General features: G+C 69.4%; 26 protein-coding genes. 14 read left to right on the forward strand and 12 right to left on the reverse strand.

Annotated elements, in window-relative coordinates:
- Positions 1 to 34: 34 nt before the first annotated feature.
- Positions 35 to 769 (reverse strand): thiaminase II, encoded by a 735-nt coding sequence (gene tenA, locus ACZYYX_RS19045; RefSeq protein WP_463816152.1) that lies wholly within the window; start codon positions 767 to 769, stop codon positions 35 to 37.
- Between the two features lie 87 nt (positions 770 to 856).
- On the opposite strand from tenA, the gene ACZYYX_RS19050 reads away from it, so the two are divergent.
- The 4 genes from ACZYYX_RS19050 (at position 857) to ACZYYX_RS19065 (ending at position 4778) form a co-directional block, all read left to right on the forward strand.
- Positions 857 to 1546, forward strand: coding sequence for a DUF899 domain-containing protein (locus ACZYYX_RS19050; protein WP_463816153.1), 690 nt, complete (start codon positions 857 to 859; stop codon positions 1544 to 1546).
- A gap of 42 nt (positions 1547 to 1588) precedes the next feature.
- Complete coding sequence (tpx, locus tag ACZYYX_RS19055) at positions 1589 to 2086, forward strand: thiol peroxidase (RefSeq protein ID WP_463816154.1); 498 nt, start codon at positions 1589 to 1591, stop codon at positions 2084 to 2086.
- Positions 2087 to 2284: 198 nt separating this feature from the next.
- A complete protein-coding gene (ripD, locus tag ACZYYX_RS19060) occupies positions 2285 to 2905 on the forward strand; it encodes an NlpC/P60 family peptidoglycan-binding protein RipD (protein ID WP_463816155.1) in 621 nt (206 codons plus the stop codon).
- 55 nt (positions 2906 to 2960) lie between these two features.
- Positions 2961 to 4778: a fatty acyl-AMP ligase gene (locus tag ACZYYX_RS19065; RefSeq protein WP_463816156.1), complete on the forward strand. Its 1818-nt coding sequence runs from the start codon at positions 2961 to 2963 to the stop codon at positions 4776 to 4778.
- Positions 4779 to 4791: 13 nt separating this feature from the next.
- Here the strand turns inward: ACZYYX_RS19065 and ACZYYX_RS19070 are convergent, their stop codons facing one another.
- Positions 4792 to 5322, reverse strand: a complete 531-nt coding sequence (locus ACZYYX_RS19070) for a YdcF family protein (RefSeq protein ID WP_463816511.1) — start codon at positions 5320 to 5322, stop codon at positions 4792 to 4794.
- Positions 5323 to 5501: 179 nt separating this feature from the next.
- Between ACZYYX_RS19070 and ACZYYX_RS19075 the strand changes: the two genes are divergently transcribed.
- The gene (locus ACZYYX_RS19075) at positions 5502 to 6005 is read left to right on the forward strand and encodes a hypothetical protein (protein ID WP_463816157.1); all 504 of its coding nucleotides are present in this window, start codon (positions 5502 to 5504) and stop codon (positions 6003 to 6005) included.
- 3 nt (positions 6006 to 6008) lie between these two features.
- Here ACZYYX_RS19075 and ACZYYX_RS19080 read toward each other — a convergent pair whose 3' ends face one another.
- Complete coding sequence (locus tag ACZYYX_RS19080) at positions 6009 to 6446, reverse strand: MOSC domain-containing protein (protein WP_463816158.1); 438 nt, start codon at positions 6444 to 6446, stop codon at positions 6009 to 6011.
- Positions 6447 to 6643: 197 nt separating this feature from the next.
- Here ACZYYX_RS19080 and ACZYYX_RS19085 point away from each other — a divergent pair, with 197 nt between their 5' ends.
- Positions 6644 to 8032, forward strand: a complete 1389-nt coding sequence (locus ACZYYX_RS19085) for a hypothetical protein (protein WP_463816159.1) — start codon at positions 6644 to 6646, stop codon at positions 8030 to 8032.
- Between the two features lie 51 nt (positions 8033 to 8083).
- Here the strand turns inward: ACZYYX_RS19085 and ACZYYX_RS19090 are convergent, their stop codons facing one another.
- The gene (locus ACZYYX_RS19090) at positions 8084 to 8836 is read right to left on the reverse strand and encodes an alpha/beta hydrolase family protein (RefSeq protein WP_463816160.1); all 753 of its coding nucleotides are present in this window, start codon (positions 8834 to 8836) and stop codon (positions 8084 to 8086) included.
- A 65-nt stretch (positions 8837 to 8901) separates the two neighbouring features.
- Between ACZYYX_RS19090 and ACZYYX_RS19095 the strand changes: the two genes are divergently transcribed.
- Entirely contained in the window at positions 8902 to 9783 is an 882-nt protein-coding gene (locus ACZYYX_RS19095; RefSeq protein ID WP_463816161.1) for a TIGR03854 family LLM class F420-dependent oxidoreductase, read from the forward strand.
- Between the two features lie 27 nt (positions 9784 to 9810).
- On the opposite strand, the gene ACZYYX_RS19100 is transcribed toward ACZYYX_RS19095, so the two are convergent.
- Positions 9811 to 10206 carry a tautomerase family protein gene (locus ACZYYX_RS19100; protein ID WP_463816162.1) on the reverse strand — a complete coding sequence of 132 codons (396 nt, stop codon included), beginning with the start codon at positions 10204 to 10206 and terminating at the stop codon, positions 9811 to 9813.
- Between the two features lie 83 nt (positions 10207 to 10289).
- Here ACZYYX_RS19100 and ACZYYX_RS19105 point away from each other — a divergent pair, with 83 nt between their 5' ends.
- Entirely contained in the window at positions 10290 to 10673 is a 384-nt protein-coding gene (locus tag ACZYYX_RS19105; RefSeq protein ID WP_463816163.1) for a SpoIIAA family protein, read from the forward strand.
- Here the strand turns inward: ACZYYX_RS19105 and ACZYYX_RS19110 are convergent.
- Together ACZYYX_RS19110 and ACZYYX_RS19115 are read right to left on the reverse strand one after the other, a co-directional pair.
- A complete protein-coding gene (locus ACZYYX_RS19110) occupies positions 10656 to 11201 on the reverse strand; it encodes a class I SAM-dependent methyltransferase (RefSeq protein ID WP_463816164.1) in 546 nt (181 codons plus the stop codon). The two genes, ACZYYX_RS19105 and ACZYYX_RS19110, sit on opposite strands and share 18 nt — an antisense overlap.
- A gap of 4 nt (positions 11202 to 11205) precedes the next feature.
- Complete coding sequence (locus ACZYYX_RS19115) at positions 11206 to 11550, reverse strand: DUF3253 domain-containing protein (RefSeq protein ID WP_463816165.1); 345 nt, start codon at positions 11548 to 11550, stop codon at positions 11206 to 11208.
- Between the two features lie 129 nt (positions 11551 to 11679).
- Here ACZYYX_RS19115 and ACZYYX_RS19120 point away from each other — a divergent pair, with 129 nt between their 5' ends.
- Both ACZYYX_RS19120 and ACZYYX_RS19125 read left to right on the forward strand, forming a co-directional pair.
- Complete coding sequence (locus tag ACZYYX_RS19120) at positions 11680 to 11946, forward strand: hypothetical protein (protein ID WP_463816166.1); 267 nt, start codon at positions 11680 to 11682, stop codon at positions 11944 to 11946.
- A gap of 72 nt (positions 11947 to 12018) precedes the next feature.
- Positions 12019 to 12300, forward strand: coding sequence for a hypothetical protein (locus tag ACZYYX_RS19125; RefSeq protein WP_463816167.1), 282 nt, complete (start codon positions 12019 to 12021; stop codon positions 12298 to 12300).
- A 48-nt stretch (positions 12301 to 12348) separates the two neighbouring features.
- Here ACZYYX_RS19125 and ACZYYX_RS19130 read toward each other — a convergent pair whose 3' ends face one another.
- From ACZYYX_RS19130 to ACZYYX_RS19140, 3 genes are all read right to left on the reverse strand, one after another.
- Positions 12349 to 13308, reverse strand: coding sequence for an esterase family protein (locus ACZYYX_RS19130; protein WP_463816169.1), 960 nt, complete (start codon positions 13306 to 13308; stop codon positions 12349 to 12351).
- A 182-nt stretch (positions 13309 to 13490) separates the two neighbouring features.
- A complete protein-coding gene (locus ACZYYX_RS19135) occupies positions 13491 to 15041 on the reverse strand; it encodes an FAD-dependent oxidoreductase (protein WP_463816170.1) in 1551 nt (516 codons plus the stop codon).
- Positions 15034 to 15873, reverse strand: a complete 840-nt coding sequence (locus tag ACZYYX_RS19140; RefSeq protein ID WP_463816171.1) for a carotenoid biosynthesis protein — start codon at positions 15871 to 15873, stop codon at positions 15034 to 15036. Before ACZYYX_RS19140 ends, ACZYYX_RS19135 begins: the two co-directional genes overlap by 8 nt.
- A gap of 73 nt (positions 15874 to 15946) precedes the next feature.
- On the opposite strand from ACZYYX_RS19140, the gene ACZYYX_RS19145 reads away from it, so the two are divergent.
- Positions 15947 to 17080: a glycosyltransferase family 2 protein gene (locus tag ACZYYX_RS19145; protein WP_463816172.1), complete on the forward strand. Its 1134-nt coding sequence runs from the start codon at positions 15947 to 15949 to the stop codon at positions 17078 to 17080.
- Positions 17077 to 18621, forward strand: a complete 1545-nt coding sequence (locus ACZYYX_RS19150) for a phytoene desaturase family protein (protein WP_463816174.1) — start codon at positions 17077 to 17079, stop codon at positions 18619 to 18621. The genes ACZYYX_RS19145 and ACZYYX_RS19150 overlap by 4 nt, the downstream gene beginning before the upstream one ends.
- Here ACZYYX_RS19150 and ACZYYX_RS19155 read toward each other — a convergent pair.
- Positions 18524 to 19255 carry a CDP-alcohol phosphatidyltransferase family protein gene (locus ACZYYX_RS19155; protein ID WP_463816176.1) on the reverse strand — a complete coding sequence of 244 codons (732 nt, stop codon included), beginning with the start codon at positions 19253 to 19255 and terminating at the stop codon, positions 18524 to 18526. The two genes, ACZYYX_RS19150 and ACZYYX_RS19155, sit on opposite strands and share 98 nt — an antisense overlap.
- A gap of 3 nt (positions 19256 to 19258) precedes the next feature.
- On the opposite strand from ACZYYX_RS19155, the gene ACZYYX_RS19160 reads away from it, so the two are divergent.
- Together ACZYYX_RS19160 and ACZYYX_RS19165 are read left to right on the forward strand one after the other, a co-directional pair.
- Positions 19259 to 20056: a YhjD/YihY/BrkB family envelope integrity protein gene (locus ACZYYX_RS19160; RefSeq protein ID WP_463816177.1), complete on the forward strand. Its 798-nt coding sequence runs from the start codon at positions 19259 to 19261 to the stop codon at positions 20054 to 20056.
- Positions 20057 to 20322: 266 nt separating this feature from the next.
- Complete coding sequence (locus tag ACZYYX_RS19165; protein ID WP_463816178.1) at positions 20323 to 21765, forward strand: HNH endonuclease signature motif containing protein; 1443 nt, start codon at positions 20323 to 20325, stop codon at positions 21763 to 21765.
- Between the two features lie 6 nt (positions 21766 to 21771).
- On the opposite strand, the gene ACZYYX_RS19170 is transcribed toward ACZYYX_RS19165, so the two are convergent.
- Positions 21772 to 22956 (reverse strand): lycopene cyclase family protein, encoded by a 1185-nt coding sequence (locus ACZYYX_RS19170; RefSeq protein ID WP_463816179.1) that lies wholly within the window; start codon positions 22954 to 22956, stop codon positions 21772 to 21774.
- Positions 22957 to 23083: the final 127 nt, after the last annotated feature.

Consider the following 23083-nt stretch of genomic DNA (forward strand, 5'->3'; position numbering starts at 1 on the left):
CTCGGTCCGACCAGAGAATCCGCCAGCTTAGCCACTACGTGGCGGATGCGCCCGCGATCGCCTGCGGCCACGTCTCATGCCGGTGCGCGGCGTCGAAGAACATCCATTCGTAGCGGGAGGTGGTCACGAAATGCGCGCGGGCGGCGGCTTCGTCGGCCTCGGTGAGCGTGGGCCCCACCCGGTCGGCGAGCGCGATGACCTCGGAGACGGTCGCGGCGAACTCGTCGCCGCCGTAGCTGTCGATCCAGCGTTGGTATCGCGGGTCGGTCGAGCCCCGCTGGGCCAGCTCAGCACCCACCTCGGCGTAGATCCAGTAGCAGGGCAACACCGCGGCGAGCCCGTCGGCGAACGAGCCCTCGTAGACCGTCGCGATCAGGTAGCTGTTGTAGGCCTGCGTGGTCGGGGCGACGGGGACGGCGTCCACCGCCTCGGCGGACAGACCGAGCACGGGCAGCAGCGCAGAATGCAGTTCGAGCTCGACGTCGAAGACCTCGGCCGCGTGCCGGGCGAACATCGCGGTATCGGCGAGCGTGCCCGCCTTGGCGCCGACGACCGCCAGCGCCCGGGCGTAAGCCCGCAGGTAGTGGACGTCCTGTGCCACATAGTGGGCGAAGGCCGCGGGGTCGAGGGTGCCGTCGGTCAGCCCGGTGAGAAAGGGGTGGGCGGTGATCGCGTCGAAGATCGGGGCGATGTCGCGCCACAGTCGTGAGCTCCAGGAATCGGTGCGGCCAGAACCGATGCGGGGCGCGACCCCGATGCGCAATGTCATGCCGATCATCCTGTCAGCGATGAATTCTGTGTGCCCGTCCGGTCAAAACTGACGACCCGTTGCCCCACCGTTGACAGGATGGTCCGAATGAGCCAGTCCGCCCTTCCCCCCGTCGTCGACTCCGCCACGTGGCGCGCGGAGCTCGACGAGCTGCGCGCCCGCGAGAAGGCCGCCACCCGCGAACTCGACGCGATCGCCGCGCAGCGCCGTCGGCTGCCGATGGTCGAGATGGGTGATTACACGTTGATCGGAGCCGACGGCCCGGTCCGGCTCGCCGACATCTTCGACGGACGAAGCCAACTCATCGTCTACAACCACATGTGGAGCGACGGCCAGACGTGGCAGTGCGGCGGCTGTACCGGGTTCACCTCGCAGTTCACCCGCTTGGATTTCCTCGACAGTTACGACGCCCGGTTCGTCATCGTCACTGCGGGCCCGATCGAGGAGGCGCTGGCCTACAAAAAGCGGGTCGGGAACCAGATGGAGTGGTACTCATCGTCGCAGAGTTCGTTCGCCGCCGACGTCGACGCCGCGCCGGGAACGGGTTTCGGGGTCAACGTGTTCGTGCGGGACGGGGACCGCGTCTATCGCACCTGGCACACCAACGGCCGGGGCACCGAGCAGTTGAGCCACTCGTTCGCGTTGCTCGACATCCTGCCGTGGGGCCGCCAGGAGGTCTGGCAGGACTCACCGCAGGGCTGGCCTCAGCGCCCGACGTATTCGGGGTGGCTGGATTCGCCCGACATCGCGCGCATCTACGGCGATCCGGAGGCCTGACCCGGGCGCGACGAAACCGTCGCCGCTTGGCACACTGTGCGCATGGCACAGATAACTTTGCGTGGAAACCCGATCAACACCGTTGGAGAGCTTCCCGCTGTCGGATCGTCGGCACCCGGGTTCACGCTCGTCGGAACCGATCTCGGCACCGTCGGCGACGATCAGTTCCGCGGCAAGCCCCTGCTGCTGAACATCTTTCCCTCCGTCGACACCCCGGTGTGTGCGGCCAGCGTGCGCACGTTCAACGAGCGCGCGGCCGCGGCGGGTGGCACCGTGCTCTGCGTGTCGAACGATCTGCCGTTCGCCCAGAAGCGATTCTGCGGCGCCGAGGACATCGAGAACGTGACCCCGGCCTCGGCGTTCCGGGACAGCTTCGGCGACGACTACGGCGTCACGATCACTGACGGCCCGATGGCCGGCCTGCTGGCGCGCGCGGTCGTGGTGGTCGGCGCCGATGGCACCGTCTCCTACACCGAACTGGTGCCCGAGATCGGCCAGGAGCCCGATTACGACGCTGCGCTGGCTGCCCTGGGCGCGTGATGCGCGACACACCCTAGAGGCCGACGCGCCGGCATAGGTCACCGTTCGATCCCGGTCGGGCATCTGATTGATTCGCAGTCCTGCGACGACGTAAAAACACCCGCTCAGGTGGTGTAGAAGTGGTCATAGTGACTGTTGTGATCTGGTGTCGATGAGATCAGCGCCTCGGCGGTGCTGACAGAAAGCGGTGGAAGTGCCATGCGAGCGGTTCGTGGGTTTGTCGTCCTGGTTCTCGGGTTCGCGCTGAGCCTGGCCCTGATGGTCGCGGCGCCCGGCCTCGCGGGCGCTCAGCCCACGCGCTCGGCCACCAACCAGAAGGCCGTCGAGATCGTCATCGCCCGCGCGCTGTCCCAGCGCGGCGTCCCCTTCGCCTACGGCGGTGGCGGCGCGTCCGGGCCCAGCAAGGGCACGGCCGCCGCGCCCGCCGATCCGGCACAGCCGGATCAGGCGGCCTCGGATGCCTCCGCCCTCGACCTGACCACTCCCGGGCTCAACCTGCCCGCTGCCGTTCCGACACCGGCACCGGCTCCTCGGGTCGAGGTGGTGGGCTTCGACGCATCCGGTCTGATGGTCTACTCCTACGCCGGAGTGGGCGTGAAGTTGCCGCGCTCTTCTGGCGAGATGTACAAGGTCGGCCAGAAGGTGATGCCGTCGCTGGCGCTGCCGGGTGACCTGCTGTTCTACGGCCCGGACGGTACCCAGAGCGTCGCACTGTTCATCGGCAACGGAAAGATGGTGGAGACCACCGATTCCGGCGTCGCCGTGTCCGAGGTACGAACCAAGGACATGACCCCCTACCTGGTTCGCATCATCGCCTGACCGATTGCGCCACAGAGGGATTCATGCCCGCGTCCAGGCCTTCTAGGATGCGGGCATGAGCCTTCGAGCCGGACGGCGCGTCCCGATCGAGTCAGGGCTGCTGCAGATCGAGGACTGTCTGGCCGCCGACGGTCACATCGATCTGCCCGACGGCACCACCTTCGTCTCGCTGATCGACCGCAACATCGCCCATGTCGGTGACGAGGTCGCCTACCGCTACCTCGACTTCTCCGGTCCCGCCACGACGACCCGCGACATCACGTGGAGCCGGCTCGGTGTGCGGATGGCCGCGATCGCCGCCCAGCTGCAGAGCCTGACGGCCGCGGGGGAGCGCGTCGCGGTGCTCGCACCGCAGGGAATCGACTACATCACCGGGTTTTTCGCCGCGATCAAGGCCGGCACGATCGCGGTCCCCCTGTTCGCGCCCGAACTGCCGGGCCACGCCGAACGTCTCGACGTCGCACTACACGATTCACGCCCCGCCGCGATTCTGACGACGCGCGCCGCGCGGGAATCCGTGGTGGCGTTCCTCGATCAGATGACGGGTCTGAACCGGCCGCCGATCGTCACCGTCGACGACGTACCGGACGGCGCGGCAACCGAGTTCGTCCCGACCAGGCTCGACGTCGACGACGTCTCGCATCTGCAGTACACGGGTGGCGCCACCCGCGCGCCGGTCGGTGTCGAGATCACCCACCGGGCGGTCGGCACCAACCTGGTGCAGATGATCCTGTCGATCGACCTGCTGGACCGCAACACCCACGGGGTCAGCTGGCTGCCCCTCTACCACGACATGGGTCTGTCGATGATCGGGTTCCCGGCTGTCTACGGCGGCCATTCGACACTGATGTCGCCGACGGCGTTCCTGCGCAGGCCCCTTCGCTGGGTGGAGGCGCTGTCGGCCGGGTCAGCGGCCGGCCGCGTGGTCACCGCCGCTCCCAATTTCGCCTACGAGTGGACCGCGGCTCGGGGCGTTCCTGCCGCCGACTCGGCCGTCGACCTCGCCAACGTCGTGTTGATCATCGGCTCCGAACCGGTCAGCCTCGACGCCATCGATGCTTTCACCGCGTCGTTCTCCCCGTTCGGCCTGCCTCCCACCGCGTTCAAACCCTCGTACGGGATCGCCGAGGCGACACTGCTCGTCGCGACGACAGCGCCCACAGCCGCCCCGCGTGTACTCCACGTCGATCGTGACGAGCTGGCCCGCGGCGTCGCGATTCCGGTCCCGCCCGGCCACGAGCGCGCGGTGGCACACGTGTCATGCGGGCAGGTCGCCCGCAGCCAGTGGTGCGCCATCGTCGATCCGGACACCGAAAGTGAGGTCCCCGACGGACAAGTGGGCGAGCCCTGGCTACAGGGGGACAACGTCGGCCGCGGCTACTGGAACCGCGCCGACGAGACACGCCGCACCTTCGGCACGCGCCTGGTGTCTCGCCTCGATGACGGCAGCCACGCCACGGGTGCTGACCTTGGTCGACCCTGGCTGCGCACCGGCGATCTCGGGTTCCATCTCGACGGCGAGCTGTACATCGTCGGCCGGATCGCCGATGTCGTGGTGCTCGGCGAGCAGCGCTACTCGCCGCTGGATCTGGAGTCGACCGCTGCGGACGCCTCACCGATGGTGCGCCGAGGTTACGTCGCGGCGTTCGCGGTAGGCGATCGCCTGGTCATCGTCGCCGAGCGTGCGACGGGCAGCGGGCGCAGCGATCCGGCTGTCGCCGCCGAAGCCGTCACCGACACTGTCCGGCAACGTCATCGAGCGACGGTGAGTGACGTCCGTATCGTCCCTGCCGGGACGATCCCGCGCACCACCAGTGGCAAGTTGGCACGGCGAGCATGCCGCGATGCATACCTCGCCGGCACTTTCGACTAGGTGACCGCCACCGTCACGTCACAGAGACGAACGGACTCAGCACGTCCCTGACGAACTGCGTCACGTTGGTCTTGGGATTGCTGTCCGGAAAGCTCACCGTGGCAAGCACATTGCCACCGGCATCGGCGAAGTTGCCGTCCGCGCGGTCCTGGTGTGACGACGACGTGACCAGGATGATGCCCGAGGCGCCGGCGTCGCGGGCCAACGGCACCGAGAACTGCGCGTTCTGCACGGTGCTGTTGGCGCGATCTTCGACGATGATCCTGTCGTCGGGCAGCCCGAGAACGCGCAGCGTCTTGCGCATCTCGCCGGCCTCGGTGCGTCCGTTGTGCGGATTGCCGCCCGTCACGATGACCGGCGACTGCGGGAACATCTGCGCCACCGCGAGCCCGGTGAGCACGCGGGTGTAGAGGATCGGCCGCATGGTGCCGTTGTCCTTGAGTCCGTATCCCAGGATCACGATGGCCGGCTTCGAGAAGTCCTTGGCCGCAAGGGGAGGGGCCGCCTGTGCAGCGGGCGCCACACCGACGAGCACCGCGAGCATGGCCGTGAGCGCGTACACCAGCCGCGCCGCGGTACCGGATTGGGTCACGATTGTTCATCGCCGCACAGCCGCCGCGTATTACGGTCCGGTCTCGAAGACTCAACGATGCGGGAGTATCCGCCGTCGTTGTTGGCGCGATCGACGCGGACGTGGTCTGGTGGAAGATGATGTCTTCCTCGATGTCTTCCCACATTCGCATCCGAGCGGCGCTGGCCGTGACCGCCGGCGCTGCAGCCCTGCTCGCCGCCGCTCCGTCGGCCGCCTCGACCCCTCCATCGGACAGTCAGGGATATGTCGATTCCACCGCGCGGTGCGCTGCGCCGGCGACCGTGGTCGTGTTCGGCAGCACGTCGGGCTCACGTGTGGCGATCTGCAAGGGCACTGACGGGGAACTCGAGTACCGCGGGGTAAGGGTGCGCGACGGCGCCAAACTGATCGCTCCGGCGACTCAGTCCGCTGACGGTGCCTTCACCGCCACCCGGGACGGCATCGAGTACATGGTGACCTCCGACGCGCTGGTCATCAGTGCCGCCGAGAAGGTCATCCGCGACGAAGAGATGCTCGATTTCCACCGGCCGGGCAGCGCCGCCGCGCCGCAGACACCCAATGCCCAGACACCCAAGACGTCGACCACCCCGCTTCCGCCCCCACTGCCTGCCGAGGTCGGCGGCGACGGGAGCTGACGGTCACTGCACCGGCTGCACCGTCACCTCGTCGCCCACGCGCAAGGTTCCTGAACTCAGGAGCCGACAGACCGACCCGCCGCGCCGTGACATCGCAGCAGCGGCACCGGGACCGATCCAGTCGTCGAGCAGCCGGCACGGGGCGCTGAGTCGCACCACCTCCAGATCGACGTCGCCGATGCGGATCCGGGTGCCGGGCTTGGTGGGGACGTCTCCGCGGTCGACGGTGATGTTGCGGCGCGTCGCGCCGGAATCGACAGGTCGGCCGAGTTGAGCGGCGGCAGCGTCGAGCGCTTCTCGGGACTGAAGTGTCACGTGCCGGTGGCGGGTGCCGTGGTACCGATCGCCCACCAATCCCTTGCCCTCTTCGGCAATCACCGACTCCACTGACCGCGTCGGGATGCGCCGGCCGGGCGCCACGTGGATCGCAAGGATGTGCACGACTGGCGAGCCTACTCATCGCCGGAGCTGACGGAATGGCGTAAGAATTTGCTCACATGTGGTGGCCGAATTAACTGACGTGCCCGTCAGCAAATCGATCGACACAAACAATTCCTCGCGTTTCGGTGGACAATTCATCACATTCTGGATACGTTTCACGCGGTCGGGGCCACACAGCAACATGGAGGGGTCGCGTCATGCGCACTACCGCACGTTCTTATGTCACTGCCGGCGTAGCCCTGATGGGGGCCGGAGTCATCTCCGCCACACCGGTCACCCCGAACCTCGACCTGCAGATGAAGAGCTATGACGTGGGGTTGGTCGCCGCCACGCAGAGTTGCGCCGCGGGCAGCACGAGCGCCCTGTGCGCGCCCCCGACGACGAGCCTCCCCTCGGCGGCCCCGTTCGCGACCACCACAGACAGCACGAACATTCTCAACATTCCGGCGAACCTTTTTATCGCACTTGCCAATACGCCGTACAACTTCTTCAACGCCCTCGGCGAAGGCAACGTCGCGCTCGGTTCCGATCCCAACGGTGACTTCAGCTTCCAGCCCACCTACGAGGGGGTGACGCTGACCCAACCGGAGGGCAGCGTCGTCGGCCTCGGTCGCAACCTCCGCTACACCGGCAACTGGTGGGTGTACAGCCAGACCAACATCCTGGGCACCGACCCGGCGGATCCGTCGCGGTATCAGGCGCTGACCAACGTGCTCGTGCCGTTCCCGGCGCTGTCGGTGCCCCTGGGCAACATGGTCGCGGCGATCGCGGCCTCACAGCTACCCATGGACGTCGGGTGCACCGGAACCGGCCCCGGCGCGTGTGACCATCCCGAGGCAATTCTCAGCAAAATGTTTGATCTTCGTCACGTGGTGTCGCTGTTTTCGCCCGATGGCTACACGTATCCCGAAACCCGTGCCGGCATCACGTGCAGCGCGGACGGCCAGTGCTACGTCAAGGACGAGGACGGTCCCGAGGTGCCGTGGTCCGGTGAGACCGTGAAGCTCGACCCGACAGCGCCGTTCACCAGCTTCTACAACAGCCTCACCAAGACGCCCGACTTCTCCGAGATCAAGCCGGTGACACCGCAATTCGTGGCAGGGAGCCTGACGAGCCTCGCCAACGGCATCAACACCGACTTCAACCCGTTCGTCCTCGGCACGCAGTGCACCGTGTGCGCGCCGTTCGTGCCCAACCCGGACAACAAGCCGATTCCGGGACCGGTGTTCACCGATCCCGACAGCTCGACTGCCACGACGCTGGCCGCCGACGAGAAGACCGCCGCGCCCGAGGCCACGCCTGAGACGAAGACCGACGAGAAGGCCGTTACTCCCGCCGAGGTGAAGACCTCCGCCGCGGACGAGGCCGTCTCCGACACCACAGGCAACACGAGCACCACGTCGGGACCCAAGCACCGCAAGCCCACCGCGACGAGCACGGCGATCAAGCAGGTGCGCGACTCGATCAACGCGAGCGTCTCGAAGGTGACCGACAGCCTCTCGAAGAAGCCGAAGGCCACCGAGTCGAGCAGCAGCACGAGCGCCAGCAAGAGCAGCGACTCGGGCAAGGGCGGTTCCGAGGACTGAGTGCGGCGCGGGTGGGTTGCGCCGCGACGCGCAGCCCACCCGCAGCCACGCTCACAGGTAGGGGTCGGCCCAGGCGCTGATGATCCGGGCCGCGCGGGCGGCCTGATTCTTCTCGGTCAGCAGATGGTCGGCACCCTCCAGCGACACGAAGCTGCGGGGGTGCCGCGCGGCGCGGAAGATGTCGCTGGCATTGCCGATGCCGACGGTGTTGTCGGTGGGCGAATGCATGACCAGCAGTGCGCGCCGCAGCGTCTTGATGCGCTCGCGCAGGTCAGCGTCGCGGACGTCCTCGATGAAGTGCCGCCGCAGTGTGAGCGCCTTGCCACCGATGAGAAGCGGTGCCTCCCCGTCGGATTCGATGCGTTCGACCAGTGCGTCGTAGATGTGCTCCACATGGGCGGGCTGGAACGGCGCGCCGACACTGGCCACCGCGGTCACCGTCGGGCACTCGTGGGCCGCCGCAATCGCGGCGGAACCGCCGAAGGAGTGACCGACCAGCAGACGTACCTCGCGCCCGGAGTCGTTCATGAATTCGACCGCGCGCACGGTGTCGGCGACCTTGTGGGAGAACGATCCGTCACCCCAGTCACCCTCGGAGTGGCCCAGGCCGAGGTTGTCGAAGCGCAGCATCCCGATGCCCTCGCTGGCCAGTTGCTTGCACATGCGGCTGGCGGCCGGGCAGTCCTTGCCCAGCGTGAAGCCGTGTGCGAAGACGCCCCAGCCGCGGATCTCGCCGTCCGGGGTGTCGATCAGGCCGGCCAACGCCGGACCGCTGCTGCTGGGGAACTTCACGCGTTCTGCCACGCCGTCATCCTCTCAGTTCTCCCCGTGGCGCATCCTGGTGAGGAGCGACGGGAGCAGATGTGGCGATGAAGGTGCGGTTCGGAGTCAGCCTGGGCACGGATGTAGGCCCCGACGGGTTGGGCGATGTCGTCGACCGACTCGAAGCCGAGGGGGTCGATTCCCTGTGGTTTTCCGAGCTCGTGTACTCGCCGGCGATCGACCCGACCGTCGGCATGGCTGTCGCGCTGGCGCGCACCGAGCACCTCAAGGTGGGAACGTCGGTCGCGGTGCTTCCCGGCCGGCACCCGGTGCTGGTCGCCAAACAGCTGCTGTCGCTGGCGACGCTGGCGCCCAAAAGGGTGTTACCCGTGTTCGGGTTGCGCTCGGCACTGCCGGCCGAGCGCGATCTGTTCGTCGTGCCCGAGGGCAAGCGCGGTGCGGTGTTCGACGAGTCGTTGACGCTGCTGCGCCGTGTGCTACGGGAGGACTCAGTGACGTTCACCGGGGAGTTCTTCTCGGTGCGCGACGCCGCGATCACTCCGAAACCCGCTGCGCGACTGGATGTGTGGCTGGGCGGCTCCTCGGCGGCGGGGTATCGGCGCATCGGGACCTACGCCGACGGATGGTTGGGCAGCTTCCTCACCCCTGACGAGACCCGGGGCGCGGTGGAGGAGATCCGCGCGGCCGCCGCCAAGGCCGGCCGGCACGTCCCCGACGACCACTTCGGCATCAACGTGGCGGTCGGCGCCGGCGATCTGCCTGATGCGGTGCGGGCGGCGGTCCACGCTCGACGGCCCGACGTCGACGCCGCGGAACTCTTAGCTCGCGACTGGACTTCGCTGCATGCGATGCTCGACGGCTACATCGACGCGGGCCTGACGAAGTTCGTCATCCGCCCACTCGGCTCGGCCGACACGGGTGAGTTCCTGGACAGGTTCGTCGAAGAGCTTCTGCCGCGGCAGAACTGATCTCGCACGACAACGCGAGCACGATCGTCAGACGGTGACGGGGAAGCCCAGGTCCACATCACAGGCAGCCCTGCCACCACGAATGCCCCAGTTTTCGAGCGCGCTGTCACGCACGACGATGGTCACGTGATCAGGCGGGATGCCCAACGCGCTCAGGCGATTCACGATCTCCTGATACAACCTGCGCTTGGCCTGCACCGAGCGACCGGCAAAGCAGTCGACGGCCACGAACGTGTACAGCTCCGGCTGAGCCAACGTGGGATTGTGCGCGAACCGACGCGGCTCGTGACTGACGAGCCGAACGTGCTTGTCTTCCCGGGGAATCTGGAACGCCACCACCAGGGCTTCGTGTACGGCGTCGATGATCGCGATCTCCTCATCGACGCGGTATCGCTGCCGAACTTCGATCACAGTGCTGGGCATCGCAGCATCCTCACACACGGTCCGGCTGACGGTCAGCTGGATTTCGGCGCAGCGGATCAGCCGCGCGTGCCACACTGCGAACCATGATCGAGATGCTGTCGGACCTGCCGCCGGGCGTCGCGGGATTCCGGGTGTCCGGCCGCCTCGACGGTGCCGATCTGCGGGAGTTCCAGCCCTCGGTGGAGGAGATGCTCGCGACGGGGGAGATCCGGCTCGTCGAGGTGATCGCCGACGACTACGAGGGGTTCGGCCCGGGCGGCCTGGCCGAGGACCTCCGGCTCGGGCTCGATGTGCTGAGGCATCACCATGGCGCGTTCCGCCGGATCGCCGTGGTCACCGACAAGGACTGGGTGATCCACGCGCTGCACGCCTTTGCCTGGCTGGTACCCGGCGAGGCTGCGCTGTTCTCCCTCTCCGCGCTGGACGCGGCGGTCAGCTGGGCGGCCGGGTCAGCGCCGGCCCAGTAGCCACGCGCGTCCGTCTCCCTCGCCGGCGGCGATCACGTCGAGAGCGGCGAACGCCCGGGTGAGTTCTCCGGCCGGTGCGCGATAGCGGCCGGGTCCCGCGCCGACCTCGCTGAGCACGCTGACGGCCATCAGCCCGCCGCGCACCACCCGCTCGATCATCGATCGGTACAGCGCAGGTGCGCGAAACATGCTGCACAGCAACACATCCGCCGGCTCACCGAGGGGCAGACCGTCGTCGAGGTCGGCTACCGCGACGTGGCAGCTCGGCAGAACGCCGCTCGTGTCGGCCAGTGCCCGCGCCGCATCCACCGCGGCGGGGGAGATGTCGTAGGCGTGGACGGTCACCCCCCGCTGCGCCAGCCACACCGCGGCGCCGCCGCGCCCGCACGCGAGATCGAGCGCACGACCGCGCCGAGGCATCACGTCGGCGAACGGGTGAAAGGGCGCGGGGAGGCCGACGGCACCGTCGTCTCCCGGGGGCAGCGATCGGTAGCGCTCCTCCCACCGGAGACGGTCGTCGTCGGACACGCCGTCATGGTAGGTCCGCCGCGCGGATACGGATCGGGCCGCGCCAGTCGCCGTCAGGGTCGAGGACCTCACCGCGCTGGGTGATCTCGACCAGGCCGCGCCGGGCGAGGCGGCGGGAGATGTCGCGGGCGGTGTCCATCGAGGCCCGCCAGTCCGCGCCGCCGACAGCGCGGGCGGCGTCCGAGGGACAGGTGCTGCTGGTGGCTCCGCGGTGTCCGGCCAGCGCGCGGATCGCCGCGTCGAGTCGCTGCTCGAGCGGACCATCACCCAACGCGGCGCGGGCGGTACCGGCGTGCGGGCCCGGGCCGTCGGCGATCGTCTCGAGTTCGGTGCGGAGGCGGTCGGACACAGGTCCAGTGAAGCAGCCCGACGCTGTGAGGTGTGCCACACCGTGCGTTTATCCGCGACACGGACCGGTTAGTACTTAGCAGTACTCAACGACCGTGGGCCGACCAGGCCCGAAAGGGGAGTTTCACCGATGAAGTTGACTCAGGTTCTTGCCAGCGCAGCCGTGTTCGGCGGCCTCACCGCCGGTGCGTTGGGTGTCGCCGGTTCTGCGGTCGCGCAGCCCGGCTGGACACCGCCGCCGGTTCCGCCCGCCGGGCCGAATACGGGAACCGCCCCGGCATGGGCCCCGCCCAAGCCCGTCGATCCCACCTGGGCCGCCGGCAACCCGCAGGTGTGGGACGAGGGCTGGCAGCACTGGGGTGTATGGCTGAATGGCGTCTTCGTTCCGACCTACTGATCGATGTGCAACGGCCGCCGCGGATCCACCGGGTCCGCGGCGGCCGTGTGTCATGAGTGACCCTGAGTGCCCATGAGCGCCGACGCCGAGCACTACATCGTCATCAAGGGCAGACGATGGCGGGCCACCGATCCCGCCATCCCCGAACAGCGCCGCGACGAGCTGACCCGCGTCTTGATGGCGTGGCGCCGGGAAGTGCGACGCACCCGCGGCACGCCAGAGGAAGCCGCATCGCGGGCGGGCGTGCAGGCGGCCAAAGTGGCTCTCGGGGAACGCGGTTCACCGCCATGGTGGGAGCAGTCCGACGACGAGCGCCGCGCCCGCTGGGAGACCCCGGTGCCGGCACCCGAATAGCGCGAACCGGCCGCAACATGATTCGTTGCGGCCGGACGCGTTAATTGATCAGGCGCCGAGGGTGCGCTGGATGTCGGGCTTCATCGCGTTCAGCTGTGCCCCCCAATAACCCCAGCCGTGCGTTCCGTTGGCCGGGAAGTTGAACGTCGCGTTGCGTCCGCCGTCAGCCGTGTAGGCCTTCTGGAAGGCCCGGTTGCTGTCGCCGGTGATGCTCTCCAGCACCTGACCGGGGATGTCACCGCCGCCGCCGAGGTCACCCGGGCGTCCGTTGCCGGTGTAGATCCACAGCCGCGTGCCGTTGCCCACGAGCCGTCCCGCCTGCAGGGTCGGGTCGTTGCGCTGCCACGCCGGCCCGCCGCCGGGCCCCCACATCGCGGTGGCGTCAAAGCCGCCCGCGTCGCGCATCGCGAAGCCGACCAGCGTCGGCCAGATGCCCTGCGAGAGGTTGAGGAAGCCCGATAGTGATGCGGCGTAACTGAATTGGCCGGGGTGGTAGGCGGCGAGGATCAGCGCGGCACTGCCCGACATCGACAGGCCGACGACGGCGTTGCCGGTCGTGGAGATGCCCTTGTTGGCCGCGAGGTAGGCGGGCAGCTCCGAGGTCAGGAACGTCTCCCACTGGTAGTTGTACGTCTGCCCGTTGCCGACTGCGGGACCTTGCCAGTTGGTGTAGAAGCTGGACATGCCGCCGACGGGCATGACCACCGACAGACCGGACTGGTAGTAGTTCTCGAAGGCCGCGGTCTCGATGTCCCAGCCGCTGTTGTCGTCTCGGGCGCGCAGTCCGTCGAGCAGATAGACCGCCTTGGGCCCGCCGCCCTGGAACTTGACCGGGATGTCGCGACCCATCGCCGCCGAGGGCACCATCAGCGTCTCGACGGGCAGTCCGGGCCGGGAGTAGGCCGCGGCAGTCGCTGATCCGCCGACGACGGCAACGAGCCCCGGCAGCAGCAGCGCCACCATCGCGCCGGCGATCAGCCGGCGTCTCAATGCGAGCAAGTACTTCATGGTTGTGTGTGCCGTCCTCTCCACCACGCGCCGTCACGGCGCGCGTCACGGGAACTGTCAACGGTCGGCCTGGAAGCCGTGGCGATGCTGTTGCTTCACACCGCGCCCGCGTGGACTAGTTCGTCACGTGACGTATCGGCGTTACCGGCCTGACAATTTCGTCACAGATTGTGGTGAGCGGGCTACTTGGGCTTGCGACCGAACTGCGGCACCCCCGCGAGCAAGCCGCGCTGCGGCACACCGAGGATCGGTTCCGCCGCCGCCCCGAGTTCGGCGAGCACGTCATTGGCCGCGAGCACGCCCGACATCGCGGAGCGTTCCATGAGCCCCGACAGATAGGGGGTGTCGACGTAGTCGCCGGCCACCCGCAGGCCCCGCGCGTCGGTGCGCACCGTGGGCCGGGTGCCCGCCGAGCCGGGCGGGAACGCCGGCGCGGTGGCTTCGAGTCGGTCGTGGGTGTGCAGAATCCGCGCCGCGGAGGTTTCTGGCCACAGGCTTTCCAATTCCTTGCGCAGCGCCGTCGCGGCGGTCGCGGCGTCCGGCAACCGGCACGAGTAGGAGTGCAGTTCCACGATCGACCCGCCGGTGGCGCGCGCCCACTGCACACTCGGCTCCTCGATGCGTGAGTACACGGCGATCGAGTCGAGAGTCGGCTGTCCACTGACGGCGCAGAACGGCGCCCGGTCCACGGCCACGTCACGGTCGTACCAGATTCGACTGACAGCGAAAGGTGGTGCCACCGAGAGATTCTCGCAAGATTGCGCCAGCCGCGGGGCGGCCTGCGCGGCGCCGGGCGATCGACTGAGGACACCTTTGAGCGCCCCGGGATCGAGCGCCATGATCACGTGGCGGGTGTCGATCACTCCCGTCGTAGTGGCGATCCGCCAACCGTGGCCCTGCGGTTCGACGGAGACGCACCCGGTGCCCATCTGAACCTCCGCGCCGTGCTGCTGCAGATGACGTCGCAGGGGATCCCAGATCGCGGTGGCGTAATCGGTGGACGGGACGTCGAAGCCGATGCCCTCCGGGTTGCCCAAAAAGTAGTAGTGGAACATCGCGATCAGCTCGGCGGCCGACAGCTGGCCCTGATTGCAGAAGAAGGACCGCGCGAAGGCTTCGAACAGCATGCTGCGACTGCGCTCGGTCATCCCGAACCCGTCGAGGAATGCCGCGGCGTCGACGGCGTCGAATTCGGCATAGGTGCTCGCGCGGTCATAGGCCAGCAGCGCCCGGCCGGTGTCGGCGTCGGCCCGCAGCAGTTCCCGGCGCGTCAGACTCTTCGAGCGCACCGCCAGAGCCAGCAGGTTGAGCGGGGGAGCGGCGGGCAGCCCGGAGAGGTCTTCGGCGGGCCATTCGGCGGAGATCACCGGGTAGCTCTTCACCGGCGCGAGAAACGAGAGCGTCGGGTCGGCGCGCCGCAGAATCGCCCGCCAGGTGTAGTAGTGCCGGAAGAAGGCATGGAAGCCATGCTCGATGATCTGGTCGGCACCGTCGGGCAGGCGCTCCGGCCACGCGCCCAGCCTGCCGCCCAGATGGCCTGCCGCCTCGAGCAGAGTCACCGCGACACCGCGCTCAGCGAGCACCACCGCGGCCGAGACGCCGGCGATTCCCCCGCCGACGACGACAGCCTCGCTGCCGGCGGGTACCTGCTTGGGCTGCAACGGATCCGGCACCACGAGACGGCGCGGCCGCATGCGCAACGGTGCGGCGCGACTGGTCAGGACATCACTCATCAGTGCGGCTCCTCGCCGTCGATCGGTCGGCACGGATATGGCCGAACACGCGGGCCGCGAACGGCAGCGCAACCACCCCCATCAGCAGCCCGCCGGTGATCGCCGAGCCGGGCAGACCGAAGAACACCGCGTGCGCCAGCACCGACGAGAAGTACACCCACAGGTAGAGCGCTGCGGCGGGACCGGAGTACGACGACTCCTCACGCGAGGGCAGCACCGCATGCAGGACCACCATCATCACGGTCGAAACAAGCAGCCAGCCAGCGTAATTCGTCGACGGAATCTCGGGTATCAGGGGCAGCGTGTGGGTGGCGTCGAACCACCTCCAGTGACCCGCCGCGACCATCTGCGGGTCGAGAAAGACGTCCCAGGCAGTCAGCGCATACGCGGCGACGGCGACGACGGCCGGTCCCCGCCGGGCCAGGGTGCGCCCGACGATCAGCGCCGGCCAGGCCATCATCACCCACGCCATCGGCACGATCACCGGAACGCCGAGCACCTCGGGGCCCAGCGTGCCGGTGTAGGTGTAGTCCCCGAACGGAATCCCGGTCGAGACGCCGATCGCTTCGGCGACCAGACCGCCACCGCCCGCGACGGCTGCCAGGGTGAGCGCCCCGCGCGGCCCGTGGACGCGCCCCACGTCGGCCAGCGAGGCGAGGAAGAAGATCGCCACACTGCACACCGTCACCGGGGTGCGCCACGCCTCGGGCATCAACGGATAGACGATCTGCACGACGACGGCGGAGATCACCAGCGCCCACACCACCGGGCGCCAGCGCACCGCGGCAGTGTCGGCGCTGCGTACCGCAACCGCCACCGGCAGAACCTCCACCTCGAGAGTCTGTCTGGCCGTACGGCCCGTGCCGCCGGCGCTGCGCCATCGCCGAACTGCGTAGAGTTTGCAGGTGCCCGATGCGCGCCTTGTCGAAATCCTACGCGCCGCGACGGCGGTCGGATCGGCGCTCGCCTGCCTGGGCACCCTGCATGAGCTGGTGAATCTGCGTCTGCTGCGCCGGCCGGACGAGCGGCCGAACCCGGTGGTGGCGACCGTGTCGGTGCTGATTCCGGCCCGCGACGAGGCGCACCGGATCGCACCCACCATCTGCTCGGTGCTGGCGCAGCGCGGTCTGCCGGACGCCGAGATCCTGGTGCTCGACGACGGGTCGACCGACGGTACGGCCGACGTCGTCCGGCGTGCCGCCGGTGACGATCCCCGGGTGAAGGTCCTGACCGGGTCTGCGCTGCCGCGTGGCTGGCTGGGCAAGCCGCACGCGTGTGCGCAGCTGGCCGCCGCGGCGCGCGGCGACGTCCTGGTCTACGTCGACGCCGATGTGGTGCTCGCGCCGACCGCTGTCGCGGGTGCGGCGGCGATGCTGCTGGGACCCCAGGCCCCGGATCTCGTCAGCGTGTGGCCGCGTCAGGTCGCCGCGGGCGTGCTGGGACACCTCGTACAGCCGCTGCTGGCCTGGTCGTGGTTGACGACGGTGCCGTTGCGATTCGCCGAACGGTCGCGGCGGCCATCCATGGCGGTCGCCAACGGACAGTTCCTGGCGATGCGCGCCGAGGCGCTGGCCCGCGCGGGCGGCTGGGCCGCGGTGGCCGACGCAGTACTCGATGACATCGGGCTCGCGCGGGCGGTGCGGATCAGCGGGGGACGCACCGGCGTCGCCGACGGGTCCGGCGTCGCCACCTGTCAGATGTATGCCACCGGCCGCGAACTCAGCGCCGGCTACCGGAAGTCGCTGTGGGCCGCGTTCGGATCTCCCCTCGGCGCCGCGGCCGTCGGGGCTGCCCTGTGTCTGGTGTACGTCGTGCCGCCTGCGGCGGCCGTGACCGGTTCGCGGGTCGGAGCGCTCGGCTACGCAGCGGCCGTCGCGGGTCGGATCCCGGTACGCCGATGGTGTGGGCGCGGCGGCGCGGGGGATCTGCTCGACGCCGCCGGCCATCCGGCGTCGGTGGTGGCTCTGCTGGGGTTGCTGGGCTCGTCGTGGATGGGCCGACGGCGTGGGACCCTCCGGTGGAAGGGCCGGGTCGTATGAGCCGCGTGGTGGTGATCGGGGCCGGCCTGGGCGGATTGGCCGCCGCCGCCCGGCTCGCCGCGCTCGGTCATCAGGTCACCGTGTGTGAGGCCGCCTCGACCGTCGGCGGCAAGCTGGGGATGTTCCAGCGCGACGGCTTCACCTTCGACACCGGACCGTCCCTGCTGACGATGCCAGGCCTGCTGAGCGAGCTGTTCGCCGCCACAGGCGGTCCGTCCGAGCTGCCCGTGGAGCGTGTGGACCCGGCGTGCGCCTACCGCTTCGCCGACGGCACCGAGTTGACGCTGCCTCACGACCCGACTGAGGTGGGGCCTGCGATCGACGAGGCGTTGGGCCTGGACGCGGGGGAGTCCTGGCGCCGTCTTCACGAGCGATCCCGGCGGCTGTGGGAGCTCGTGGGTGATCCCGTGCTGCGGCAACCGATTTCGCTGCCCGCACTGGTGCGGATGAGCGTGCGGCCGGCCGATCTGAAGGCGGTCGCTCCGTGGCGGACCATCGACGGGCTGGGTCGCGCCGCGTTCGCCGATCCCAGGTTGCGGATGTGGTTGAACCGCTACGCGACCTATTCCGGCTCGGATCCGAGGCGCACCCCGTCGGTCCTGGCGGTCACCTCGTTCGTCGAGCAGGAGTTCGGCGCCTGGTACGTCTCCGGGGGGCTGCGTCGGATCGTCGAGACGGTTGCCTGGCGCTGCGCCGAGCTCGGCGTCGAGATCCGGACCGACTGTCCGGTGGACGAGGTGATGACGGGCGGCGGCCGGGTGTACGGCGTGCGCTGCGGCGGCACGACGGTGACCGCTGATGTGGTGGTCAGCGACGCCGACGCCGGCGAGCTGTACGGCAGGCTGGTGCCTGCGCCGGCTCGGTTGACCAGGCGGTTGCGCAGAACCCCGCGCTCGATGGCCGGCTTCGTGATGATGCTCGGACTGTCCGGTCGAGAGCCGGGCGCGGCGCACCGCATCTTCTTTCCCCGCGACTACGGCGCCGAGTTCGATGCGATCTTCGGCCGGCGGCCGCATCCGGTCGCCGATCCGACGGTGTACGTGCACGCCCCTGACGACCCGGCGCTGCGGCCGGGCGACGATGCCGAGGGATGGTTCGTCCTGGTCAACGCTCCGGCCCACGATCCGGCGGGTGGTATCGACTGGGACGCCGACGGCCTGGCCGACACCTACGCCGAGCACGTCCTGGACGTCCTGGCCGAACGCGGTGTGGACGTCCGGCCCCGGCTGCGTTTCGTCGAGGTCATCACGCCGGCCGACCTGGAACGCCGCACCGGCGCTCCCGGCGGCGCGATCTACGGCACCGCTTCCCACGGTCCGCGGGCCGCGCTGCGCCGCCCTGCCAATCGCAGCCCGATCCCCGGCCTGTTCCTGGTCGGGGGGTCGGCTCACCCCGGCGGCGGCATCCCCCTGGTGTTGATGTCGGCCGAGATCGTGGCGGGTCTCATCGGTCCGGCGGGAACGTCGCAGGCATCGACCGGCGAATCCCGTGGAGCAGCTGGGCCATCCCGACCACGCCGACCGCGATCCACGCGATCGTGAACACTGCTGCCCACTGCCAGCCCGGCCCCGGCGTCCCACCGGGCAACACCGCCACCGCGCCCGCCGCCACCGCGACCACGATGAGGCGGGTCGGGCGCTCGGCGACGGTGACTGCGCCGACACCCGGCATCCCGATCGCCTGGGCACGGGCCCGCACGTACTCGAGCAGGAGCACCGACGTCACCGCGGCGAGCACCCAGCCCAGCGGAGCGCCCAGCCCGTACAGCACAGCGCCGAGCAGCAGATCACCGATGCGGTCGGCCACCGAGTCGACGAGCGCGCCCATCGGGCGGGCCCGGCCGGTGCCCAGCGCGACGGCGCCGTCGAGTCCGTCCAGCACTCCGGCGATCAGCACCAGGGGAACGACCACACCCGGCCACCCCAGCACGACGACAACGGCCCAGGCCGCGGCCAGGGCGAGCACGCCGGCCAGCGACAGCACGTCCGGCGGAACGCGGGAGACAGGCCCGGCGGACAGCGCACGCATGATGCGCAACCAGCCGCGCACCACGGGCGACGGCTGCACACCGCCATGCAGATGCGACCACCCCGCGTCGTCGCCGCCGGGTCTGGCGGGTATGTCAGGGCACATGGTGTCAGCCTGCCAGCGCAGCCCGCGACCGGAGGAGGACATGCCGTGAGTCGATTGCGGCAGTTCGCCGCAGGCGTTCGAACGACGTTTCCGGGCAGCGATCTCGCGTTGTGGGCGGCCGGCGCCACGTACTTCGGGGTCATCGGTCTGGTGCCGCTGGCGCTCGCGGCGCTGTGGGCCGTCGGCGCGCTGGCGGGCCATGACACGGTCACCACGGCCATGACGGCGGCGATCGACGGGCTGCCGGGCGGGCATGGCACGCCGGAGGCGCTGCGCACCCTGACCCGGGTGGCGCTGTCCATGTCATGGGTCCAGGCGCTGGTCGTGCTGTTCCCCGCGAGTCTGTACGGGGAGGGGCTGCGCCGCGCGTTCGTGCAGATGTCGGCGGAGCCGGATTCGCTGACGGGGTGGCGGGGGCGGGCCGGCCTGCTGGGTGTGGCGGCGGTGGCGCCGTTCCTGGTCCTGGCCGTGCTGCTGTCGGCTCCCTATATCGCCCCGCTGTACACAGCGGGTGGGTGGTCGCTGGTGTGGGGAGTGGTCGTGGCCTTCCACATCGTGTGGGTCACCGTGTCGACGGCGTTGCTCGGAGTGTTCGGGCTCATCGGGCCCGGCCGTATCGGCTGGCGTGCGTTGGCGATCGGCGCGTTCGCCACCGGGTCGATCCTGTCGGGCTTCCTGCAGGGCTTCGTGTTGTTCCTCGCGATCCCGATCCCGTGGTCCGCGCCGTTCGGCGGCCTGCCCATCGTGGGCGCGGTGACCGCGCTGGCGCTGTGGCTCTACATCATGCACATCCTGGTGCTGTGCGGGTTCCGGGCCACGGTCGTGCTCGACCAGATGAACTAGTCGTCTCAGCGGGACAGCTGACGCTGGGTGCGATGTGTTCAGGACCTTCGATGACGGTTGGGGCGCGCGCTGCGGGGTCGGCCGTTGCCGCCGCAGCTGACACCGGATTCGAGGCAGGTGTGCTCGACGAGGAATCGAGAGACGCCGTGCTTGGTGCAGAAGATCGGCACCGCGCACGGCAGCAGTGAAACCAACATGATTCTCCGAACCGTCAACGATGTCTTCAGAGGTGACGTCGAGCGACATCAAGATTTGTCGGTGGTCGAATGTATGTTCGAAGTATGGTTGGCGTGCGGGAGGCGGTGGCGGTCCTACGGGCCGCGGTCGACGGCGTGCTCGCTGCCGATCTGGACCTCGCGACCGCCGCGGACGTGGTCGAGCTGCTCGACGAGATCGAAGCAGCCGGGTGTCGGCTGCCGGCGGCCCGCAATCGCGGCCTGGCGCGGCTGCAGATCGAGACCACCCCGCAGAAGATGGGCGCCAAGAACTGGAAAGACGTCCTCGCCATCCGCTACCGCATCAGTGGCCCGGAAGCACACCGTCGGTTGACCGACGCGGCGCTGCTGGCACCCCGTCAACCCATCACCGGACCCCCCTTGCCGCCGGTGCTGCCCGCGACCGCCATCGCGCAAGAACAGGGCTTGATCACCGGCGAGCATGTCACCGAGATCCGCAAAGCCATCGACAAACTCCCCGGCTTCTGCGACACCGCCACCCGCGAGCAGTTCGAAGTCCAGCTCGTGCGCACCGCCGTCGGGGCCGGCCCCAAAGAAACCCGCGACGCCGCAGATCTGACCCTGTTCCTGCTCGACCAAGACGGCCCTGAACCCGACGATGCGGAACGTGTCCGTAAGCGGGGTTTGAAGAAGTCTCGGCAGTGTCGGGACGGGATGACGGCGTGGTGGGCGGATTTGACGCCGGAGGCTGCGGCGGTGTGGGAGGCGATCTTCGCCAAGTACGCCGCCCCCGGGATGTGCAACCCCGACGACCCCGAACCGTGTATCTCCGGCACACCGACGCAGGCGCAGATCGACAACGATCACCGCAGCCTGGCCCAACGCCAACACGACGCCCTACTCGCGGTCGGACGCATCGCCCTGATGAGCGGGGAGTTAGGTCAGCTCAACGGGTTACCGGTCACGGTGATCGTCCGCACGACGCTGCAGGACCTCGAGTCCTGCGCCGGGATCGGGGTCACCGGCGGTGGCACCCGCCTCCCGATCAAGGACGTGATCCGGATGGGGGCGCACGCGTCCCACTACCTGGCGATCTTTGACCGCGCCACCGGCGCGGCGCTCGACTTGTTCCGCACCCGCCGCACCGCATCACCAGCCCAGCGGATCATGCTGATCGGCCGCGAGGGTGGCTGCACGAAACCCGGCTGCCCGGTCGGGGCGTACGGCTGCCAGGTCCACCACGTCACACAGGATTGGGCCGCGGGCGGGCTGACCAACATCGACGACCTCGGCCTGGCCTGCCCGCCCGACAACCGCGCCGTCGCACCCGGCGGCTGGACCACGTCGATGAACGCCCGCCATGAAGTCGAATGGACCCCACCACCGGACCTAGACACCGGACAAACCCGGGTCAACACCCACCACACCCCCGAACGCCTCCTCCGCCCACCCGAACAGGAGGAAGTATCGGGAAAAGCCGTCGACCCCGCAGAACCCGGCGGACCCGCACCACCCGACAACCAAGTTGCCTGAGGGCCGCTAGTTGAGGACGCGCTCGTTGCTCGGCAGTGGGGGCAGCAGCGCGGGCCTGACGAGGTGACCGCGCAGCTGTCGATTGGACTCCCGGAAGAGATGGGTCAGCGCGGCGACGTTGCCCGCGACGTCGTCGCGCGCGGTCAGGTACGTCCAGCGGTGCCGCTCGGGAAGCTCGAAGAACTGTTCGAAGAATGCGGGCACGTCGGCGGGCGGCATCCGAAGCAGTGCTTCCAGCCCGACGCGGCGCAGATGGTGGACGATCCGGGCGCTGCGCGGCCACACGGTGTCGCGGGCGGCGGCGATCGCGCGATCGGTTCCGCGTGGCAAGTGGGTCGCGACCACCGAGGCCACCTGCGGCGCGAGGCGCAGCGCCGCGGCGAGGCTGAAGCCGGTCGCCGGGTGGATCAGCGGCGCGGCGGCACCGAACCCCAGGACACCGGGAGCACGGTGTCGCGGATGGTCCACGGTGAATGCCACCCGCTCCACGGGCGCGTCGGCGGGCGGGGCGATGCCGTAGCGGGCCAGGCGGGCGCTGAGGCGGCGATGAAGGACGGGCAGCGGCAGGCCCGGCCGCCGGGCCAGCGACGTCTCCTCGACCAGCACGCGGCCGCCGCCCAGGGGGATCACGTACAGAAACGTCGGCCAGCCGTCTTCGCCGTGTTCCTGGCGCCAGTCCATGAACAGAGCTTCACCCGGGGCGATCAGCGGCGCCGCGGTCTGTTCGTCGAGGAACATCCCGTAGGCGGTCTGGGCGGCGCGTTCCCGTCCTCTGCGCCGCGTGTTCAGCGGTCGGGCCTGGCCGCCGGCGTCGACGACGACCGAAGCCCGGATCTCCGCGCCGTCGGCGAGCGCCACGACGCCGGGCTGCGGGGACCCGACAACGCGACCCGACTGCACGCGCACTCCGGTCAGGCCGCCTACGAGATGGGACTGCAGGGCGGGGACGTCGAGGACGGCGTACTCCCAGCCCAGGAGCCGGTCGGTCAGCGCGACCACCCTGCCCGCCGCGCGTGCGGCGACGACCTCGGCCGGCAGCTCGGGCGGCAATTCGGGGGCCCACATGCCGTAGGTCGCCGTCCAGGGCCGCTCAGGTGCCACGTCGACCAGGCCCGTGGTCAGGCCGAGGCGTTGACACGCCCCGGCCAGTGCCACTCCCGCCGGGCCGGCCCCGACCACGCACACGTCCATTGGTCCCATCGTGCCGGTCCGGCCACCGCGCTGTCAGCCGCAACGGGTGACGCGTCGGCGAGATTTCCCCGGTGACGATGAGTTCAGCCCGCCGTGTGAGTCACTATGGCGACTGCCCGCACTCTGA

This window comes from Mycobacterium sp. IDUB_1, assembly GCF_055419625.1.

Bases quoted from the DNA above. Each gene is read 5' to 3' on its own strand.
- ACZYYX_RS19100 (WP_463816162.1), bottom strand. From the start codon at position 10,206: ATGCCCAGCACTGTGATCGAAGTTCGGCAGCGATACCGCGTCGATGAG.
- ACZYYX_RS19125 (WP_463816167.1), top strand. From the start codon at position 12,019: ATGAGCGCCGACGCCGAGCACTACATCGTCATCAAGGGCAGACGATGG.
- tenA (WP_463816152.1), bottom strand. From the start codon at position 769: ATGACATTGCGCATCGGGGTCGCGCCCCGCATCGGTTCTGGCCGCACC.
- ACZYYX_RS19085 (WP_463816159.1), top strand. From the start codon at position 6,644: ATGCGCACTACCGCACGTTCTTATGTCACTGCCGGCGTAGCCCTGATG.
- ACZYYX_RS19130 (WP_463816169.1), bottom strand. From the start codon at position 13,308: ATGAAGTACTTGCTCGCATTGAGACGCCGGCTGATCGCCGGCGCGATG.
- ACZYYX_RS19105 (WP_463816163.1), top strand. From the start codon at position 10,290: ATGATCGAGATGCTGTCGGACCTGCCGCCGGGCGTCGCGGGATTCCGG.
- ACZYYX_RS19065 (WP_463816156.1), top strand. From the start codon at position 2,961: ATGAGCCTTCGAGCCGGACGGCGCGTCCCGATCGAGTCAGGGCTGCTG.
- tpx (WP_463816154.1), top strand. From the start codon at position 1,589: ATGGCACAGATAACTTTGCGTGGAAACCCGATCAACACCGTTGGAGAG.
- ACZYYX_RS19095 (WP_463816161.1), top strand. From the start codon at position 8,902: ATGAAGGTGCGGTTCGGAGTCAGCCTGGGCACGGATGTAGGCCCCGAC.
- ACZYYX_RS19155 (WP_463816176.1), bottom strand. From the start codon at position 19,255: ATGTCCTCCTCCGGTCGCGGGCTGCGCTGGCAGGCTGACACCATGTGC.
- ACZYYX_RS19050 (WP_463816153.1), top strand. From the start codon at position 857: ATGAGCCAGTCCGCCCTTCCCCCCGTCGTCGACTCCGCCACGTGGCGC.
- ACZYYX_RS19070 (WP_463816511.1), bottom strand. From the start codon at position 5,322: ATGCTCGCGGTGCTCGTCGGTGTGGCGCCCGCTGCACAGGCGGCCCCT.
- ACZYYX_RS19120 (WP_463816166.1), top strand. From the start codon at position 11,680: ATGAAGTTGACTCAGGTTCTTGCCAGCGCAGCCGTGTTCGGCGGCCTC.
- ACZYYX_RS19135 (WP_463816170.1), bottom strand. From the start codon at position 15,041: ATGAGTGATGTCCTGACCAGTCGCGCCGCACCGTTGCGCATGCGGCCG.
- ripD (WP_463816155.1), top strand. From the start codon at position 2,285: ATGCGAGCGGTTCGTGGGTTTGTCGTCCTGGTTCTCGGGTTCGCGCTG.
- ACZYYX_RS19165 (WP_463816178.1), top strand. From the start codon at position 20,323: ATGTATGTTCGAAGTATGGTTGGCGTGCGGGAGGCGGTGGCGGTCCTA.
- ACZYYX_RS19170 (WP_463816179.1), bottom strand. From the start codon at position 22,956: ATGGACGTGTGCGTGGTCGGGGCCGGCCCGGCGGGAGTGGCACTGGCC.
- ACZYYX_RS19075 (WP_463816157.1), top strand. From the start codon at position 5,502: ATGTCTTCCCACATTCGCATCCGAGCGGCGCTGGCCGTGACCGCCGGC.
- ACZYYX_RS19150 (WP_463816174.1), top strand. From the start codon at position 17,077: ATGAGCCGCGTGGTGGTGATCGGGGCCGGCCTGGGCGGATTGGCCGCC.